At 29.0% G+C, this 19,958-nt stretch carries 14 protein-coding genes and 1 tRNA gene; 4 read left to right on the top strand and 11 right to left on the bottom strand.

Translation table 4 applies throughout. From position 1 onward, the window contains the following. The first annotated feature begins 65 nt into the window (after positions 1-65). The 3 genes from H9M94_RS01720 (at position 66) to obgE (ending at position 4,364) form a co-directional block, all read left to right on the top strand. Complete coding sequence (locus H9M94_RS01720; RefSeq protein ID WP_187469257.1) at positions 66-302, top strand: hypothetical protein; 237 nt, start codon at positions 66-68, stop codon at positions 300-302. Positions 303-376: 74 nt separating this feature from the next. Next, complete coding sequence (gene secDF / locus H9M94_RS01725; protein WP_187469258.1) at positions 377-3,001, top strand: protein translocase subunit SecDF; 2,625 nt, start codon at positions 377-379, stop codon at positions 2,999-3,001. A 94-nt stretch (positions 3,002-3,095) separates the two neighbouring features. Then, the gene (obgE, locus tag H9M94_RS01730; RefSeq protein ID WP_187469259.1) at positions 3,096-4,364 is read left to right on the top strand and encodes a GTPase ObgE; all 1,269 of its coding nucleotides are present in this window, start codon (positions 3,096-3,098) and stop codon (positions 4,362-4,364) included. Between the two features lie 82 nt (positions 4,365-4,446). On the opposite strand, the gene H9M94_RS01735 is transcribed toward obgE, so the two are convergent. The 3 genes from H9M94_RS01735 to H9M94_RS01745 all read right to left on the bottom strand — a co-directional run bounded on the left by H9M94_RS01735 (position 4,447) and on the right by H9M94_RS01745 (position 7,743). Next, positions 4,447-4,537, bottom strand: a tRNA-Ser gene (locus tag H9M94_RS01735). Positions 4,538-4,636: 99 nt separating this feature from the next. Further along, positions 4,637-5,389: a phosphotransferase gene (locus H9M94_RS01740; protein WP_187469260.1), complete on the bottom strand. Its 753-nt coding sequence runs from the start codon at positions 5,387-5,389 to the stop codon at positions 4,637-4,639. A gap of 107 nt (positions 5,390-5,496) precedes the next feature. Continuing rightward, on the bottom strand, positions 5,497-7,743 hold the full coding sequence (locus H9M94_RS01745) for an MIP family Ig-specific serine endopeptidase (protein ID WP_187469261.1): 2,247 nt from the start codon (positions 7,741-7,743) through the stop codon (positions 5,497-5,499). 78 nt (positions 7,744-7,821) lie between these two features. Here H9M94_RS01745 and H9M94_RS01750 point away from each other — a divergent pair, with 78 nt between their 5' ends. After that, positions 7,822-8,940 (top strand): hypothetical protein, encoded by a 1,119-nt coding sequence (locus H9M94_RS01750; protein WP_187469262.1) that lies wholly within the window; start codon positions 7,822-7,824, stop codon positions 8,938-8,940. A gap of 39 nt (positions 8,941-8,979) precedes the next feature. On the opposite strand, the gene mip is transcribed toward H9M94_RS01750, so the two are convergent. From mip to H9M94_RS01790, 8 genes are read right to left on the bottom strand one after another with little or no spacing between them, the layout of a single operon-like run. Continuing rightward, complete coding sequence (gene mip / locus H9M94_RS01755; RefSeq protein WP_187469263.1) at positions 8,980-11,364, bottom strand: Ig-specific serine endopeptidase MIP; 2,385 nt, start codon at positions 11,362-11,364, stop codon at positions 8,980-8,982. Positions 11,365-11,366: 2 nt separating this feature from the next. Next, positions 11,367-12,734: an MSC_0618 family F1-like ATPase beta subunit gene (locus tag H9M94_RS01760; RefSeq protein WP_187469264.1), complete on the bottom strand. Its 1,368-nt coding sequence runs from the start codon at positions 12,732-12,734 to the stop codon at positions 11,367-11,369. After that, the gene (locus tag H9M94_RS01765) at positions 12,734-14,275 is read right to left on the bottom strand and encodes an MSC_0619 family F1-like ATPase alpha subunit (protein WP_187469265.1); all 1,542 of its coding nucleotides are present in this window, start codon (positions 14,273-14,275) and stop codon (positions 12,734-12,736) included. The genes H9M94_RS01760 and H9M94_RS01765 overlap by 1 nt, the downstream gene beginning before the upstream one ends. Continuing rightward, positions 14,275-16,554 (bottom strand): MSC_0620 family F1-like ATPase-associated subunit, encoded by a 2,280-nt coding sequence (locus tag H9M94_RS01770; protein WP_187469266.1) that lies wholly within the window; start codon positions 16,552-16,554, stop codon positions 14,275-14,277. The genes H9M94_RS01765 and H9M94_RS01770 overlap by 1 nt, the downstream gene beginning before the upstream one ends. 2 nt (positions 16,555-16,556) lie before the next feature. After that, positions 16,557-17,021: an MSC_0621 family F1-like ATPase epsilon subunit gene (locus tag H9M94_RS01775; protein WP_187469267.1), complete on the bottom strand. Its 465-nt coding sequence runs from the start codon at positions 17,019-17,021 to the stop codon at positions 16,557-16,559. A gap of 9 nt (positions 17,022-17,030) precedes the next feature. Then, positions 17,031-17,945, bottom strand: a complete 915-nt coding sequence (locus tag H9M94_RS01780) for an MSC_0622 family F1-like ATPase gamma subunit (protein WP_187469268.1) — start codon at positions 17,943-17,945, stop codon at positions 17,031-17,033. Between the two features lie 2 nt (positions 17,946-17,947). After that, positions 17,948-18,508: an MSC_0623 family F1-like ATPase-associated protein gene (locus H9M94_RS01785; protein ID WP_187469269.1), complete on the bottom strand. Its 561-nt coding sequence runs from the start codon at positions 18,506-18,508 to the stop codon at positions 17,948-17,950. Position 18,509: 1 nt separating this feature from the next. Further along, positions 18,510-19,946, bottom strand: a complete 1,437-nt coding sequence (locus H9M94_RS01790) for an MSC_0624 family F1-like ATPase-associated membrane protein (RefSeq protein ID WP_187469270.1) — start codon at positions 19,944-19,946, stop codon at positions 18,510-18,512. Between the last annotated feature and the right edge of the window lie 12 nt (positions 19,947-19,958).

Below are 19,958 nucleotides of genomic sequence, written 5' to 3' on the forward strand. Positions count from 1 at the left end.
ATATTTAAAAATGTAAAACCTACATTATTTTCCTTCCCCCTTATGATTTTGTTTATGAGAATAAATTGTTACGTTCTATTTTAGAACAAAAATACTCAAAATCATACACTGATACTATTTTTAAAACTATGAGAGAGACTCAAAAGGAATTTTATTCGTTAAAGAACGATAAAATTTGAGATGAAAATGAAATGATTAGAAGTTTTTATGAAAGCTTAAGCAATGCAAATAAAAACCTATTTATTGAAGAGTTTCTCACTATTTCGAAAAATAATAATTCACAAAGTCATTTAACACAATAATCAAGTCTAATATGTAAATATTAGAGTTTCTCGTTTTCCTTTACTTTTAATTGTATTTTGTTAAAATTGTTTATATGAAAAATAAGATAGCACAGTTTTTTAAATTAAATAATTGAAAACGAGCAATAATCAGTTTCATAACTATAATTTCTGCTTTATTAGCAATTGTTTTTGGTAGTGTCTACTACATTGGAAACAACGTTAATAAATCAATCGATTATGGTGGTGGGATTGAAGTTCTATTACAAGTTAAAAAAGACGGAAAGGTAGCAGATCCAAAACTCACTGAGATAGTTAACAAATCTTTAACTGAGCGTTTAACTGGTGGGGTTTCTATTAACGGAATCTCGGTCTCAAGTGAGGGTGATGGAAAAATTCGTATTACCAAAAGTGGAAAGATATCTGAAAAAGAGAAAAATGAGTTTATTGACACAATTACAAATAAACCAATCTTAACACTCACTAATACAAATATTCAACCAATCTTCTATGATGGAAAATTCGTAGCAGATGGAAGTTTAGAAAAAGGTAATGCTTCAAATTGAATACCACCAATCGAGATAGATTCAGCCAATGTTATAACAAATCCTTCAAACGGACAACCAGCAGTTGAATTATCACTTAAACCAGGTGGTGCAGTTCAATGAACAGAAGCTACAAAATATATTTCTGAACAACCACAAGGACAAAATAGAATTTTAATGTGATTAAACATTGAAAAACTATTAGAACTTGCCAAAACAAAATATACAACTGATTGAGATGCATCAGGACAAAACTTATGAAATTTCATTCACGTTGGGAATAAAGCATTTGTTCAAACAACTAATGCACTAGGTCAACCAGAATTTAAACCAAGTGTATTAAAAGAAAAAGAATTTAACGCATCTAATTACTTAATTAGTGATGCACAAGTAAATGGAGCCTTAACAGGTGATAAAATTCAAATTTCTGGTAATTTCACACCTGCTAAAGCAGCAGAATTAGCCGGAAAAATTAACTATGGTATTAGTAATTATGATCTTGACATCATTTCTAGTGCATACATTGATCAATCATTACAAAACGATGCATTCTACTATGCAATGATCGCAGGTATTGTAATCTTTAGTTTAATTTCATTATTCATGATCGTTAACTATGGATTATTAGGTGCATTAAGTACAATTTCAATTGCACTTTATGTATTCTTAACATTACTTATCTTTACAGCGCTTAGAGGTGAATACTCACCAGCAACTATAGCCGCATTAATCATTGGAATTGGTATTTCGGTTGATGCTAACGTTATTACATATGAACGTCTAAAAAGACACATATACGAAGGAGAAGCACTTAAGAAATCATACAGAAATGCCAATAGATTATCACTATCATCCATCATCGATGCCAATTTAACAACAATTATTGTTGGTTTCATACTTTTCTACTTTGGCACAAAAGATGTAAGAGGATTTAGTGTTACTTTAGTTTTATCAGTTCTATTTACATTACTAGTAATGTTAGTATTTTCAAGATTCTTAGCAACTTTATTAGTTAGTTCGGGATTATTTGAAAATAGACTTTGATTACTAGGAATTAGAAAAAGATATATAAATCACAAAACAAAATTAGGAATTTTAGTTGATAAAAACAACTATCTAAAACAAGCAAAATGATTTGCTTTAGGGTCGATAATTTTCATTCTTATTGGAATTATTGTCTTTACATCAATATCTGCTTCAAATAAAGAATTATGAGCAGGATTTAATCGTTCAATTGAATTTTCAGGTGGTATTAATATTGCTATTAGACCAGACGCAATATCTAATATGACAAAAGCTCAAGCAAGTGAAATACTACAAGCACTTGAAAAAGCAAATAACAACGGTCAATTACCGATTAAAATAGAAAACTTTAATGATGTTGTTTACCTTGTTTCATTAAGTTCTGGTGAAGCAACATTAGAGAATTGATCAGTTGTTATTAGAACACAACAAGACTTCTCTGTTCAAGCAAAAGCTCAAATGGAAGCAATTAAACAAATTGCAGAAACAACTGCTCCATCATTAAGTTTAAACATTATCGATTACTTAGTTTCAACATCAGAAGCTCACAAATTAGTATTAAATGCAATTATAGCTACTTCAATTAGTTTTATTGGAATTGTTCTATACTTACTTGTTAGAATGAATTGAACATACTCAATTGCGGCAATCATTGGTTTATTACACGACTTCTTAATGGTTATTGCATTCATTGTAATCAGCAGATTACAAGTCTCACCAATCATAGTTGCAGCATTACTTTCAATCCTTGGATTAAGTATTAATGATACAGTTGTTACATTTGACAAAATCAGAGAAACAATTCATACAAAATATCCAGCAAAAATACTTTCAAAAGATGATATTACTCACATAGTTAATTCATCTATTGCTGAAACATTAAAACGTAGTTTATATACATCAGGAACTACAATTACAGCTATCTTAGTTTTACTTTCATTCCACAATGCAACAAACTTTACATTTAATGTAGTTATGTTATTCGGAATAACAATCGGAGTTTATTCATCAATTTTTATCTGTTCATGAATATGAGCAAAAATTGAATACAAACGTCAAAGAAGCATTGAACGTAAAATTAACTCAGGTTATTGAAATATAAACAATCCAGATGAACAAACATTTTCTGGTGTTAATGATTACTTATTCTAAAATAGAGCTTATGCTCTATTTTATTTTGCAAAAATAGTGCTTTTTTATGGTAAGATTATGAAAATTAAATATTACATATTTAAAAGGAGGAATTATGGCAAAATTCATAGATGAAGTAAAAGTAAGCATTCAAGCCGGTAAGGGTGGTGACGGAATGATTTCATTCCGTAGAGAAGCTCACGTTGATAAAGGTGGTCCCGATGGTGGCGATGGTGGACGTGGTGGAAACATCTATTTCGTTGGAGACGAAGGTAAAAATACACTTCTTGCATTTTACAAAAACAAACACATCGTTGCTGCAGACGGAGTCAAAGGTGGTCCAAAAAACCTTTATGGTGCAAATGCCGCAGATACAATCATCAAAGTACCCGTAGGAACACTTGTATACAATGATAAAAAATTAATCGCCGATGTTATCGAACCAAACATTCCATACTTAATTGCTAAAGGTGGAAAAGGTGGCCGTGGAAATAATAAATTCAAAACATCTAAAAACACTGCGCCAAGAATTTGCGAAAACGGTATGCCTGGTGAAAAATTTGAAGCTCACATTGTGCTTAAAATTCTTTCAGATGTCGGCGTTGTTGGTAAACCTTCTGCAGGTAAATCTACATTCTTAAATGCAGTTTCAAATGCTAAAGCAAAAGTCGCTGAATATGAATTCACCACATTAGTTCCTCAATTAGGAATGGTTGAGTATCATGATAATTCATTCACAGTTGCAGATTTACCTGGTTTAATTAAGGGGGCAGCTTTAGGAAAAGGTCTTGGAATTCAATTCTTAAAACACATTGAACGTTGTCGTGTTATTGCTCACATAATTGACTTTGGTTCAGAAGAAAAAAATCCAATTGAAGATTATGAAGTTATTAACAATGAACTTAAATCTTACAACCTTAAATTAGAAAATAAACCACAAATTGTTATTGCAAATAAATCAGATTTAGAATCTTTTGATAATCATTTCAAAGAGTTTAAAGCAAAATACCCAGATATTGAAGTTATTCCAATTTGTGCTGTATTAAGAGAAAACTTAGACCCTGTTAAAGCAGCATTATGAAAAGCAATTGAAACAAACGATATTCAAACAATTGATGATGATGACAAAGATGAAGTAAAAGTTATTGAATATGAACCAGATTATATAATTGATAATCCATATAAAGGTTATTGAGAAATTCATGGAAAGAAAATTGAAGAGTTATATAACAAAATTCCAATTAATACTTTTGACAATTTAGTTCGTTTTAATAACATTCTTAAGAAAATGGGCGTGTGAGAAGAACTTGTTCGTAGAGGTATTGAAGTTGGAGATGAAGTTTCAATTTATGGTTTCCAATTTGAATGAACAGATCAAAATTAATAGCATTAAATTGCTATTTTTTTATTAAAGTTGAACAAAAAAACTTACTCATTTAGAGTAAGCTTGGTGATATTAAATCAAATGGCGTGGCAGAGAGGATTTGAACCTCCGCGGGAGTTGCCTCCCCTATCGCCTTAGCAGGGCGACCTCTTCAGCCTCTTGAGTACTGCCACAAGTCAAAAATATTATACCATCAATTCAATGCCACCATAACAAAAAATAGCCACTAAGTGCTATTTTTTTATTTTTTCTATTATTTAATCATTGAGCAATTAATCACGGAATGTTTTTGTTTCTTTTTTGTAATTAAATAATTCAATTGTTTCATTTAATTTTTGAATCAATGGAGCATCATCGAAGTGTTTAACATCTTGTGCATTAACTCAAAGAATTGTTAAATAGTAAACAAGAATTTTTTGTTGAATTAAATATTCTTCTCAATAAGTATCATATCTATCTAAAAAGATTTTTTCTTGTTTTGGTGTTAAAAATGAACCACAAATAAAGTAGGCGAGATCAAAGTGCTTATCACCCATTGATGCATATTCTCAATCAATAAAGAACACCTTACCATTCTTATCTAAAAGAATATTATCTTTGTATAAATCATTGTGTAAGGGTCTATTATTTTCAGAATTTTTAAGAATTGAATTAATACGTTTAAAGTTATCATTAATTGCGTCTATTTTAATTCCTTTATCTTGTAAAACTTTTCTATATTCTCTAACTCTTGCTGCAACATTCGTTGGTGGAAATTTCAATTTAGAATCATGGAGAGTTTTAAAATTATCAGCAATTTGAATTAAAACATCTTCAGAGAACTCAAGTGGTTTTGTATCGATTCATTGATATTCTAATGTGTTTTCTGTTTCATTAATTAATTCAGGTACAAAATCAAAATTTTCAAGCAATGTATAATCAATTTTATGATTAAATTTATTGAATATCTTTTCTTGAAACATATGATTCTTATCAGTTTTGTAAGTTTTATTTGTAAAACCAATTTTTACTAATTCTTTCTTCATAAGGCTCCTTTTTGTTTTAAATGAAGTTTAATTTTGATTAAAACAATTATATTTTATTTGCAAATTTATTTAAATAAAATGAATTGGTAGAAAAAAACAGCAAGCTGTTAAAACCCATTAGGGAATAGTGCTGTTTTTCTGTTTCCGTTACCATCAAAACCATTAGGATATAAAATTGAAAGGTTTGAACGGTATGAATGTGTTTGATGTGTAAATCCTGTTTTATCAATTAAATTGTAGCCATAGATTTTCTTACTTGGATCAAATATTACATTAATATCTGCTGTTTGAAGTAAAGGAGTAAATCCTGATACATCTAATAAATCACCAAAACTTGCATTTGATCTAATTAAGCTATAAATACCAATAATTTCTCCGAATTCATTGTAGACTACTGAACCACTTGCTCCATAGAAAAGAGATGAAAATTTAATATTATAGTTAAAACCATAGTTATCAATGAAAGGTCTATTTCATAAACTACTATAAATACTTAAGTTTCCATTATCCATTCTACTTTCAACATCATTTGTTGAATATCCAAAATATTGACTATTTGGTACTTTAGTTCCTCTTCTATTGTAGAAAGGAGTAACTATATCTTGATCACGTTCTATTGGATTGTTTTGCATGAATACAGTGCGTTTTGAGCCATTGTTTTGACTTGGATAACCAGCAACATAAACATTCTTTGCGTTTGATAAACCAAATTCATATGCTGGATTGTTTTGAGATAATTCTTTACCTTTTGAAAGCATATCAAGTGTAGGGAACATTGAATTAGTTGAATTTGTGTAATTTGGTAATTTCGCGTCACGGTTAGACATTCTTGCAACATATTTATCAACCGCATGTATTGCATCTAAAATTCAACCACGTAAAGTATCATCAGCGTTCGCTAAATTAACATCCATTTCTAAAACTCCAAAATCTGTATAGAATGGAATTTTATCATATTGAGTGTTAATAAATGTTTCTATTTCACTAGCTGCTTCAGTTTCTCTTAATCTCTTTAATCTTTCGATTTCTTCTCTTTGTCTTTGTTTATATGATTCTCATACTTCATTGATATTATCTTTATATTGATTGTATGTTTCATCATCCATAAAATCTACACCGGCAAATATAACTCTTGGTGTTGAAAATGCCTGTGTCATAGTTGTAATAGCACCATTTCTATAATCACGGCTTGTTAGTCTTTGATTATTAGCATAGTATTTTACACCTGCACCACGTGCATTTGGTTGTACATAATTATAGTTATTAGGCAATGGTGAGAAATCAGTTGGTTTTATTGCTTTCCCCAAAGCAAAACCACTTGCAACTGTATTGTTTTGATTTACATAACCAAGTGTGTTTAATTTTTCATCACTTGAATCATTACCATATTGTCCAATTATGTGCATGTTTGTAGCGATAAACAATTTATAGTTATTGTCATCAACTTTATGATAGTCTAACAATCATCCTGTCCCTTGGAAAGCTAATAATGATTGCGGATCATTGGCATAAGCGTTTGCTGGAATAATTGAGAATGTACGGTCATAAATTTCACTATAAAGATCATTTGGATTCACTACAGAATCATTGTACATACTTGCATATGATGCGTATGAATTGTTCTTTTTAATTATTTCATTTTGATCCGGTATCATAGGTATAAAAGGTATTCTCGGTGGTTGAATTGTAGGTAGTTGTGGTTGTTCGGTATTGCCCCCCCCTGGATTAGAATCCGGGTCTGGTTGTGGTTGCATTGCATCATTTCCTGATGTAGAACTTGAACCTTGATCTGAATTACTTGTTCCAAAGTTTGAATCTGGTTGTGGTTCACTTGTGTCTGTTCCTGAAGCATTATCAGTTCCACTTGGATTTGGTTCTGGTTGAGGTTCGGGTTCTACAGGATTAGTCGGAGTCTTTGGTTCAGTTTCTTTACCGTTATTGATTTTTGGAATCTCTGTTGGTATATAACCGATTGGTTTGCTTGTAGAAACACTATTATTTTCTAATTGTTGCTGTAACTCTTGAAATTTATTTTTTATTAAATAAATAGCATATTCTACGTAATCACTTGTTTTTTCAATCTCATTATTTGAAAGCTCAAAATAATAACGAGTAATTAATTGATCAAACACTTTTTCTGCATCTAAATTTTCTGGTGTTTGAGGATAGTTGTTTTTAAGTTGATTAAATTTTTGTTCATATTTTTTTATCTCATCTGAAAGTTTAGCTTTGTTGTTCATTTCAACTTCATCATTTGTTTCATTTAATCGAGCACATGAAGTTAAAATACCAACTGAAAGCGAAATTGGAACGATCATAGATGGTAAAATAACTGTTTTTATTTTTCTTTTCATACTTAAATTATATTTTATTTTTTCATATAAATAAATTTATATGAAAATTGTATATAATATCAATAACAGGAGCATAAAATGTTAAAAACAATCAAAAAATACTCAATATTTTTAGCAGTTAGTGCATTTAGTGCAACAACTTTTTTTGCAGTATCATGTAATCAAAATTTTGATTATTCAAAAAATGACAAAAATGATACAACAAATCCAAACCAAAGAAAGTTACAAGAACTAGCTGCGAAATTAAAGCAAATTGATAGCAAAATAGAAAAAACACTTAATGAAACAGCAAGATTAACAAAAGAAAACAAGTCAATTGAAGAACAAATTAAAACACTTCAACCACAAATTGAAGCAGCAAAGACAAAAGAACAAGAAACAAGAACCGCATTTGAAGAAATATCATCACGTTTAGAAATTTTACGGGGAAAAAAGGATAAATTAGTTGATGGTTTAAAACAAGAAAGAATTCAAATTGAAGCTCAAAAAATCAGTTCTGAAAAACGTATAACCACACTTGAAGAAGAAACAAAAACAAAAGAAACACAAATTCAAGCGCTTAGACCTGAAGTTTCAGGTTATGAAGGAAGCATTGAAAATTACGGTTATGTAATTGCAAATAAAACACAAGAATCACAGCGTCTTGAAGCGAATATTGTAGATCTTGAGGATGAGATTAGAACGCTAAAATCACAAGGTAAAGATGATTCTGATTCAGAAGTTCATGCTAAACAATTAGAATTAAATGATTTAACACGTGAAAAAGACGAATTACTTTCTTTCATCAGAGATGTTGAAACCAAAAAACAACAGCTTCAAGAAACTAAAAAACAAAAAGAAGCGCAAATCAAACAACTAGAACAAGAAATCACCGATTCAGGTAGAGAAATTTTTGATCTCAAAAATTCTCTTGAAGAAATCACAAACAAAATTGAAGCATTAAAAAACCCAAACACTTACGAAGATGTTGTTGCTGTGGATAATGAAATCAAACAATTTAACGATGAATTCAATACAAAAGAAGAAGCACACAAGCATGCTACTTTAGATTACAGAAATCTTAATGTTCAATACGAACAACTAAGAAGACAATACAATGGTAATACAACTCAAATAACCGTTATTTCTAATGACCAAATGAAAGAATTAACTTTAGAAAAAAACAAAATTAAACAAGAAATTAGTGAACTACAATAATTAAAAAACCTTTAAGCTTTAAACTTAAAGGTTTTAATTTTATGAATTTTTGAATCTGTATTCTTCAGGAATATTTTCAGGTCCGTTAGGAAATAATTTTGTCTTATATGTATTTCCATAAATTCTTTGTAATGCTTGACGATATGAAGTTCTTTGGTTTCTTCCGCCTCCATAAATCAAGTCATATTGTTCAAGATTATAGTCACCATATAATCCATTATAGTTATATCCAGGACTACGTAATGCTTGTGAAAGTGAAATAAGTGATGTTAAACCTGAATCTGCTGCAGCAAATGTGATTCCAAGAATATTTCCATCAATATCTCTAACTGATGAACCAGAAGCTCCTTGACCAGGTTGTCATGCTTCTAATACATATGCAAGTCCATAGTTTAAGTAACGTTTACCAGAATATGTTCCATCTTTTTCACTTAAGTGTTCAAATGGGAATCCTTGTTTTTCTGCTGTATAGATTAATGGGTTTGAAATCATTAAATCAGTTACACCAGGCTTATCAATAAATGTTCTAAGTCCAAGGTTTTTTGATAAACCATATCCATATTCAGAAGCATTAAGACCATTATCTCTATAAATGCTTGGTTTATTAACTCATAATGAAGCATAAAGTTTTAATGCATCTTTATCAATTGCAGATTTTTCATTATCAACTAATTCTGGATCTGTATATGAATTAGGGAATCCCAATGCAATAAAGTCATAGTTAATTTTACTTGTTTCTTTACCTTCAACAGTAAGTGCTTCATCGCTAATTTTTTGATAATCGCTTAATAAATCAAATGATGCGGGTTGTGATTTCAATTCAGAATCTTTATTTGCAAAACCAGATGTAAATGCAATTGAATATGCACTAGCATAATCTGCAGGATTTAAGTTAGTATTGTCTTTGATATAAGTGTATTTGTATTTTGTTTCATCTGTATAATCAGTTGAATAATACATATAATCATCTACATTGTTTTTAGTTAAATCAACTTCTAAAATTGCAAAATCAGCCATTTCTTGTAGATCTTTATATGGCGAGTTTTCTGTTAAGTATTCGCTTGGTGATGTAGTTAAGAAGTCAGTAGCCGCATAAACTAATTTAATTTTTGATAAATCATTAATACTGAATATTTGACCATTAGGATCTTTAATTGTTTGTTTTAATTCAGTCTTAAGTGGTGTGTCTCAATCAAAGTGGATAAAGTCAATAGCTGTTGTATATCCTTTAATTTTGTCTTCAGCTTGATTGTAGGCTTTTTTATCTGAATTGTATTTTGGTAATACTTCATAGTATTTTGCAAGCACTTCTTTAGCTTTTGGATCATTTTCACCAAATTGGTTTTTAAGATCAATGTATTCTGATTCATACTTCATTTTTTCAGCTTCACTTGCTTTAAATGCATCAAATTTTTCAATTAAGTTTTGCGCATTTGTTCGCATTTCAGCTTCAGTTATTACATTGGTATAAACTGAATCATCTGCTTGTTTTTTAAGAATAGCAGCCGCAACGTGTAAGTTTGTTGCTAAATAGAATTTAGTTGGGTAACCTGTATCACTTAATTGATAATCAATAATTCATGCAGTACCTTGATCAAGGCGTAAATCAGTGATTGAACGGGTACCACGTAAACTTTTTATGAATGGGTTTTCATTTCTAATTCTAAGTGAATATGTTTGTAATAAAGTATTTTTGTACAACTGGTTTGGCAATTGTCTTGCTGTTCCACGATCACCGTTTGGTGTATCTCAGTATCATGTTCTACGTGTAGCACCAATTGTTTGAGTTTTTGCTTCATCGGTATAAATTTCACCAAATGGGTTAACAATTAATTTATTGTTTTCATTAACTAATGTGAAGTTTTTAACTAATGAATCACGGTATTCTGGTTGATTAAGCTCTTTTGCTCTTGCATCAAAGTTAACGATGAATTCTGAACTAACACCAATGTATTTTTTAATGTCATTATTTAGATCATTTGCATCGGCAAATAAGTTTCTAGATAATGAGTCATAATATGGTTTTTCATCTATGTAGTAACGCTCTGTGATACTTTTTGCATTATATGCATCAATATCATCAATCGCTTCTTTGGGTTTTGTACCATTTTGAATTCTTGTGTTACCACCTGATGTTGAACCTGGGAATGATGGTGTTCTCCCTCCATCATCTACATCAACATTACCTTCTTTTGGTTTATTACCTTCAGTTGGTGGTTGTTGTGGGTTTGTTACAGGTGGTTTTTCAGGTTGAGTTTTATTATCATTTTCTTTTTTATCTTTGTTTTCTGTATCATCTTTTGGTTTTTCTTTTTCAGGTTCATCCTTTTTAATATTTACAAATGATGGATGTAAACATGAAACAGTAGAAAATGGAATTAATAATGAAACTGCACCTAATATAATGTTTTTAAATTTTCTCATGATTAATCAATCTTAAGATCGTTTACTGAACCAATGTATAAGAATTTGTATGGTGGAACATCAATAAATTCATCATTAACAATTCTTTCAACTGATTCAACTGTGTCTTCTAATGGTACAAAAACTCCTTTTTCTTGTGTAAAGTGTTCTGTTGTGTGGAAGTATTGTGAGAAGAAGTTTTGAAGTTGTAAAGCTTTTTTAACAACATTTTTAGATTCATCATCTAATTCATCAACCCCAAGGATTAAGATAACATCTTCAAGTTCTTTGTGTCTTTGAAGAATCTTTTTAACTTGTAGGATTGCATTATAGTGACGTTCACCAATGATCTTTGGATCAACAGTTGATGAAGAAGATGCAAGTGGATCAAAAGCAGGATAAATATTTTTAGCTGTAATTTCACGAGATAAAACAAGTGATGAGTTTAAGTGGTTAAATACTGCAACAGCAGATGGATCTGATAAATCATCCATTGGTAAGAAAACTGTTTGGAATGATGTAATTGAACCATTTTCATTACTGAATAAACGGTTTTCAATTGCAGAAATATCTGTGTTTAAAGTTGCTTGATATCCACCAAGAGATGGTTTTTTATCGAGTGAAGCAGAAATCTCATTTCCAGCTTGAAGGAAACGGAAAATGTTATCGATGAATAAAAGAACATTTTCTTTTTCTTTATCTCTTAAGTACTCAGCTGCAGTAATTCCAACAGGAACAATACTCATTCTAGCTCCAGCACTTTCATTCATTTTTGAAATGTACATAATTGAATCTTTCATTAAGTTAGAAACTTTAAGATCATTATATAATTCAACCCCTTCACGAGAACGTTCTCCAGCACCAATGAAGATTGATGATGTTTTCTTTTCACGTTTTGATAAGTTGAAGATCATTTCTTTCATAACCACAGTTTTTCCAACTCCGGCTCCACCAAAAATCCCAACTTTTGAACCTTTAAGAATTGGAATAAAGAAGTCAATTGCTTTAATTCCTGTTTGCATAAGAACTGGTTCAGAAGAGTAATCTGTATTTTGAATAATCGTTGAATCCATTTCAACCTTAATTTGTGGGTGAGTTGGATTGTTTAATGAAGTTCCCATAACATCAAAAATGTTATTTTTAGCTGCTTGACCAATTGGAACCATAAATGATGAACCAGTATCAAAAACGATTTGATCAATTGCGATTTTTTCTGTTGAAGCAATGATGATTGCATAAACAGTTCTTTCATCAACAATCTTTTTAACTAGGAATTTTGAATCTTTTGTTTCAGAAATTAAAACGTTATTCATTTTTGGTAATGATTTTGAATCGAAGTTAATTTCTACAACATCAGTTCAAATTTTAGTAATTCTACCTGTTCCGTTCATTATTTTTCCTCCGTAATGTAGTCTAAGTATTTAAGTTCGTCAGCGCTAAATGGAACGAATTTTGAGTTATCTTTAATTTTTCAATCTAAACCTTTGTATGTCGCATATTGTTTTAATGCAAATCCAAAGAAATCTTTAACTAATTCATCATCTGTATTTGTTTGTGTTGTTAAACGTTTAAATAAAGATTGAGCAAGTTCATTTTTCTCAATTAAAACATTAATGAATTTTAATGCTAATTGAATGTTATCTACACCTTTAAGTAATCCTCATGCGATTAATTTTGAAGTCATGAACATAACTTCTTCAGTGTATACTGAGATACCTTTTTGAATAAACATGTTTTCAACAATGGCACCATTATTAATTAATTCACTAATTTCATCATTTAAGTCATATTTAAGTGATGAAAGTTTCATTTGACGTCTATATAATTTATAAATTTTTGCAATTTCACCAGCAACTTTTGAAATGAATGGTTTTTGAACTGAACCACCAATACGTGAAACTGATAAATCGATATCGATTGCAGGGATTTTACCTGATGCAAAAAGTTCTGAGTTTGTAACAATTTGACCATCTGTAATAGAAATATCGTTTGATGATACTAATGAAGTCATATCATTTTCAACTGTTTGTAAGATTGGTAAAGCTGTAATTGATTTTCTTCCAACAAATTTACCACTACGTTCAAGGAGTTTTGAGTGAGCAAAGAACATGTCTCCTGGGAACGCTTCTTTTCCAACTGGTTTATTTGTTAATAATGCAATTTCACGATAAATGTTTGCGTGTGCTGATAAATCATCAAAAATAATTAATACATCATATAAATGTGAAAGGTTTTCTGCATGTGCCATACCAATGTATGGTGCTAAATATTGATCAAAAGGTTTATCTGATGGAGCATTAATAATCATTGTGTAATCTAATGCACCATTATCTTGTAAGGTTTTATAAACATTTGCAACTTGTGAGTGTTGTTGTCCAATTGCTACATAAATACATTTTACATTTTTACCTTTTTGGTTAATGATTGTATTTAATGCAATATGAGTTTTACCTGTTTTTCTATCACCGATAATTAATTCACGTTGACCTTTACCAATTGGAACAAGTAAGTCAATAGAAATGTATCCTGTGCTTAATTGTTCTTCAAGTGGTAAGTAGTCTAATAATGCATTTGGTTTATTAAATGCTTGTGATTCGTATGATAAGAATGTATCACTAGTTGCAACATGACGTTGTGGGAATAAAATCTTGTTGTTAATATCAATGATTTTTCGAAAGAATGCATTTGAAGTTTTAACGATTTGTTTGTCGTTAATTGGTGTAACTTCAGTACCTACAAGAAACTCACCAATTCCACCATCTGTTAAGCAATATGCCTTATTTGTAGATGCAGAAATTAAAAGTAATTGTAAATCTTTTTTGTCTTCGTTTTCAATCTTGAAAAGTTGATTTAAATGGTAATCAAATTCTCCAGATATTTCAACCACATAGTCGAATATGGCTGTTATTTTAGGTTTTTTTGTAATTGGCATTATAATAATCCTCCTAATCCTAGAATAAATAAAGCTATTGCAGCAATAATTGATACTGCTGAGATAATTGAAATTGTAATTGTTTTATTTTTAATATTTGTGAGTTTTCACTTCTTGCGCATTGATATAAATATTCCAACAATAGCAGCAAGTATTATTCCTCAAATCGAGAATATTGAACCAAGAATATAAAGTAGTTTTTGACTGGTTTGTGGTTGTCTATATGGTGTGTATTCAAGATTGTTAAATGAATCTCTTAAAACATTTTTATATTCTTCTAATTTTGCTGGTTCTGATTCTTTAATTTGGTCTAATGAATCCATTTTTAGAATGTTAAATAGATTTCTTATTTGTCTTGTGACATCACTTAAAACTTCATTGTATGTTATATATCTACCATAAACATCTGAAGTAGGTACATTTACAAGTCCTAAAAGATAGTTTATGTTTGTTCTAAGTGTTTCTAATGCTTTATCTAAGGCTAATAAGCTAATTGGCGAAACTTCATTATCTTTAAGTTTGCTAATTTCATCATTAAAGAAAGCAATATTTGATTTAATAATTTCTAATTTATTTTTGAAACCGGTTACTAAATCATCATTGTAGTAGGTAGATAATGTGTTTGGTATTACTGTAAAGTAAGGTATTTCATTAATTGTTGCACCTCAAAGTGTTTTTTCTAAAATAAGGTTTGCAATTGAAAGACCTAAATTAGTTGAAACCTTTTCATTATTTAATTTTTCATCTGTAGCACCGTTTGTTTCATCATTTGCAGGTTGTGCACTAGAGTTAGAAACATTGCTTAATGGGTCATATGCAGATGAAACTGTGTTTTGATCTCTTTGAATAATTTCTGAAAACATTTTTTGGAATTCTTCAGAGTTATCAAAGATGTATACAGTTCTTGAAACAATATTAAACAATGAATTTGCAATTCTTTGACTTGGTAATAATTTGTAATTAATGTGTTTACCAACTCCCATTGCAATATAGAATTGTTCAAATAATTTTCTAGAAGTATTTACGGCTGCATTAGTTGCTAATGCAAGTTGTTTTGATTCTGCTTTTACAACTTTTTCAGTGTAAACTTTTGTTTTATCTGGGTTGAGAACATCTTGAATTTGCACTTGCGCTTGCAATTCGTTATTAGGTGTTAAAGTCAATTTAAGAACACTATATTTAAATCTTGTATTAACTAGGTTTTTAAAAAAGAAATAAGTGTCTGATGTTCCTTTTGTTGCTACGTTATTGTTATATTCGGAAGCAAATGCATTTAAATCAGAATTATATCTATCATAAACTGTAGCAGTGATGTATGGTTTTAAGTTTGGAATAAGTTGAATTTCTTCATTTTGAACTGAAGGATCAACAATATCCGGTAATAATGGTGGGAAGATTGGGTTTTTAGGTTGATCTTCCTTCTCTTCATCAGGTTTTGAGTTTTGAGTTAAATCAAAATATAAAACACGTGAGGCAATTTTTGATTTAATGTACTGTTCTCAACTATCAAAACCTGATGGAACTGTCATTGATAATGTACGAGTTTCTGAGTTGTAATCATATTGTGTTGACTTATTATTAGGTGTGTCTTCATTGTTGATAACTATATCTTCAAAGTTAACATTGAATTCATCATAGTATTTTTCAACAAGTTTAACAAGTTCATCTTTAGTGATTTTGTTTACTTCTGGTTTTTCACCATCAATCTCTTCTTTTGTTGATGTAACTTCAATTTTATCTGTGATATCTTTTGGATAATCTTTTGCATAAATTGTTGTTCCATCGTTGGCATCAGATGATAAAACTTTTACTTCATCAAATGTTCTATCTAAGAAATTAATTGAGACATTTTTTAATGTTTTATCAGTTGAAGCAATTCTTGGGTAGAAAAATGGTAAACCAAATTTAATAGGGTTTTTAATGATTTCAGCTTTATTGTCTTCAAGGAAAGCAGCTACCTTGTGATAATAGTTTGCTTTAATGATATTATTCGTATCATTTGTCGTTGAGTCTAAATAACTTTTAGCTCTTTGACGTAGTTTTTTAATTCTTTCATCTAAAATTTCTTTTAATTTTTCTGATTGAACTTTATCAACAAGTTTTTTGAATGAATCAAAATCTGGAGCATTTATTTCAACAACATCTGTGTCACTGCCATTTCCATCAGGTTGAGCATTTGTTTCTTCAGATGTTGTAGATGCTGAGATTAAACTTAAAGGAGCGACTGTACTAGTTGCAGCTAGAGTAAGAAATAAGTGTTTAAATTTTCATTTTTTCATTTTTATTCCTCACCATTAAAAGTTGAAGGCATAAGAGAGAATAATGTGATTGCTTTTAACTCAAACAAATCATTCTCCAAACCTTTAATTTTTGCTTTCTTAGTAATATCTACATCTAATGAATCCATTAATTTTAAATATGTAATTTCTTTCATTAGATCTTTATATTCATTTTCTTTAAGTTTTAAAAACTCATTGTCGTATGTTTGTTGTTTGTAGAAATTAAGTAATTGACCACTATGTTTAATTGAAACAGTGTTATTTTTATAACTGAAAAATGCGTTTTCAATTATGACATAGATATAATCGCTATTTGGAAGTTGATATCTGAAAAATACTTTTTTGAAACTAGCCACAGAATTAGGAATGAATTCTATTCAACTGTCACGAAAATTATCATTTAATTCACAGTTTAAAACTTCAATTTTAGTTTCAGTTCCAAGACCGTCTGAAAATTTTATTCTCATGGTATCTCCTTAATCTTTTTTAGTGTGTAAAAGTATTTTCTTTTTAGAAAGAATTGAAATTTCTTCAACTTCTCTTTCTCTTTTAGCTCTTAAAATTTCTAGTCTTAATTTTCTACCTTTTTTCTCTAGGTCATTGATCTTTTTGTTTTCTGCAACTAATTTATACTTTTGGTAAATTAATCCAGATTCACTAAGTAATGTTAATGTGATGTATGTTAAATAACTTCTAATTTCTGAGTCAATAAATGTATCAACATCAGGATAAATTTTTAACTTATCAATATCAACAAATTCTTCATATTTAGATTTCTTAATATTTAAGTTGAAATTCATTTTTTGCAATGGAATAACATCCAAATATTCTTGTTTGATTTTTGATGAGTTAATAACGAATTTAACATTATGATAACCATTAAAGTTAATAAAGTTCTCAATAAAGTTAACTATTTCTTGTGCTGTTGAAATAATTTCATTTTGCATTGATGAATACACAACATTAAAGTTATTTTCTTGACAGAATTTATTTGCTGATTCACCTATTGCAATGAAATAATCATCTTTGTCAGCATTTTTTAAAATATTCTTTTCATGCTTTGAATATGAGTTAGTTTCATATTGTTCTGTTTCTGTAACATAAACTCATATTGTTTTACTTAATAATTTTTGAGTTGTTTTTGATTTAAATAATTTATTTAAAATCGAAAAATTAATATCTAATTCAGGTTGAATTAATGGGTTTGAAATCGCATATTTTGCTTCAAGTGTTTCAATGAATTTTTTAGATTGATTAGCACGCTCAAAGTAGAATGCAATTTGTTTTGATAATTTAAGAATATTAATTAAAGTAATATTCTTTTTAGATTCAACTATTGTAGTGATCTTAGATAAACTCTCAGATTTTTCTTTAATCTTTTTGATGTGCATTTTTACTTACTTCCATCTGTTGTGTTATTAAGTAACTTATCAGAAAAGTAAAGTTTGAATAAGCGATTTAATTTATCAAATGAAATAACGATTCCAGGCATTATCTCAACTGGTTTTTCTTGTGTCATAAGTAATTTTTCAACTAATGCATTGAATGCTGTAAGCATTTTCTCAATTCTTGGATCTTCACTTTTGACAAAGCTAAATGTTTGAATATTTGGATCATTATTTAATTTAATTGTTGGAATTAAATCAGTTGTGCTAAAACGTGTATTCATTGTAAAAGTAATTACAAAACGTGGGAAAAGAATTTGATTTTTATCTGCAAAATTCTTATCTCTTTGAACTGTAACTTTATTTCACAATGGGTTAGATTTAGAAATGTTGTTATCAATAAAGAATTGATTGCTTAAAACATCGTATGAAATGAAGTCCGGACCACTAGTAATGTCTTTGTAATTTTTAAATACTTGTTGTTTAAACTTCATCTTATTTAAAATCATTTGGTCTAATTCACTAGTATTACGTTGAAATTTTGACTTTAATAAAGAAAGTAATTTCATATTAAGCCTCGCTTTCGTTATTTTGTTTATTTGTTTCTTGCATTTGATATTTTGAGCCTAATTTATAAACAATTACGGTTTCAAGTAATCATTTAATAAAGATGTAACTTAAGTTTAAAACAGTTGTTACAACAGCTAATATTAAGAAGATATCTGAGAATTTAAATGTAAATGGAAATGCTTGTAAGTGATAATTGTTTGTTTGTGTTAAATATGCATCGAATACTTCGAAGTAAATTGAAGCAATTAACATCGAATAAACCACAACCATAGTGATATTTGAAAATACATTGTATTTATTAACTTGTAATTTTCAAATCACTGAAATTATCATGATTGAAAGCACTGTTCCCATAATTAACATATAGTTATTGAATTTGTCCACATTTGGAATACGTAAAATTAATGTTGTCACTAAGATAAATAATATTGAGACAATTAATGTTAAAGATTTTGTTGAATTGTTAATCTTTTTGACATTTTTAAGTCTATTAATAAATCCATAAACAACAATGACTAAGGCAAATCCAACAAATGATAATGCTCAATAAATATGTGCTGGTTCACGGTAGTTTAAAATACCATCTTTAGTTTGAATTAAGAACATATTAATGAACATTCAAGCCATAAAGATACTTAAACTTACAATGTTAAATGTTTTAGCATTATTAAATAATGTTTTTAAGTAGTCTTTTCTATTAGGAATTAATGTCAACATTGAAATGCGACCATATGCATAAATGATTAATAGTGTTAAAGCAATTATTAATAGGAAAATTGATAGTGCTGTATTTTCCTCGAAGAAGTGCTTAACGTTGTTCATATTATTATTATTATTATTATTGAACAGGTCATTTGTATCAATGTTATTAACGAATAGAATCAATACAATATATGATCCAATCAATAAGATTAGTTTTGCTAAATCACTGATTATTAAATCACGACTGAATTTACGACTATTTGAATTAATTTTTCTAAAGAAAATTAAATATTTAACATCGTATAAGACATTTCATAAAACTAATACTAAAAACGGAATTGTCTTATATACAAGTGATATTGGTGTTAAAGTTTGTGTACTTAATAATAAATAAGTAGATGTTGCTACAATTGCTAAGTAACCAACATATCAGAGTGTCGATCATGCTTGATTTTGTTGATACCTATTTAAATTTCGATAAGCAAAATAGCTACTAAAGACAATTGGAAGAATCAGAATTATGAAGTTATAAATAACTACAAAATTTTGACCTTGCAATGAAATTGTTGTTGTATCAAATATTTTTGCATAACCTAAATCACTAGCACCAATTATGCTTTCCATGTTGAATAACACAAGAAGAAGCATAACAGTCAATGAAATGAAATTAATAAAAACTTTGATATTTTTAATGGCCATTTGCGATAACTTAAAAGTTGATTTTGTTATTTTCATATTAACCTTTTT

Origin of the sequence: Mycoplasma sp. Pen4 (genome assembly GCF_014352955.1) — a bacterium.
Classification (GTDB): domain Bacteria; phylum Bacillota_I; class Bacilli_A; order Mycoplasmatales; family Metamycoplasmataceae; genus Mycoplasmopsis.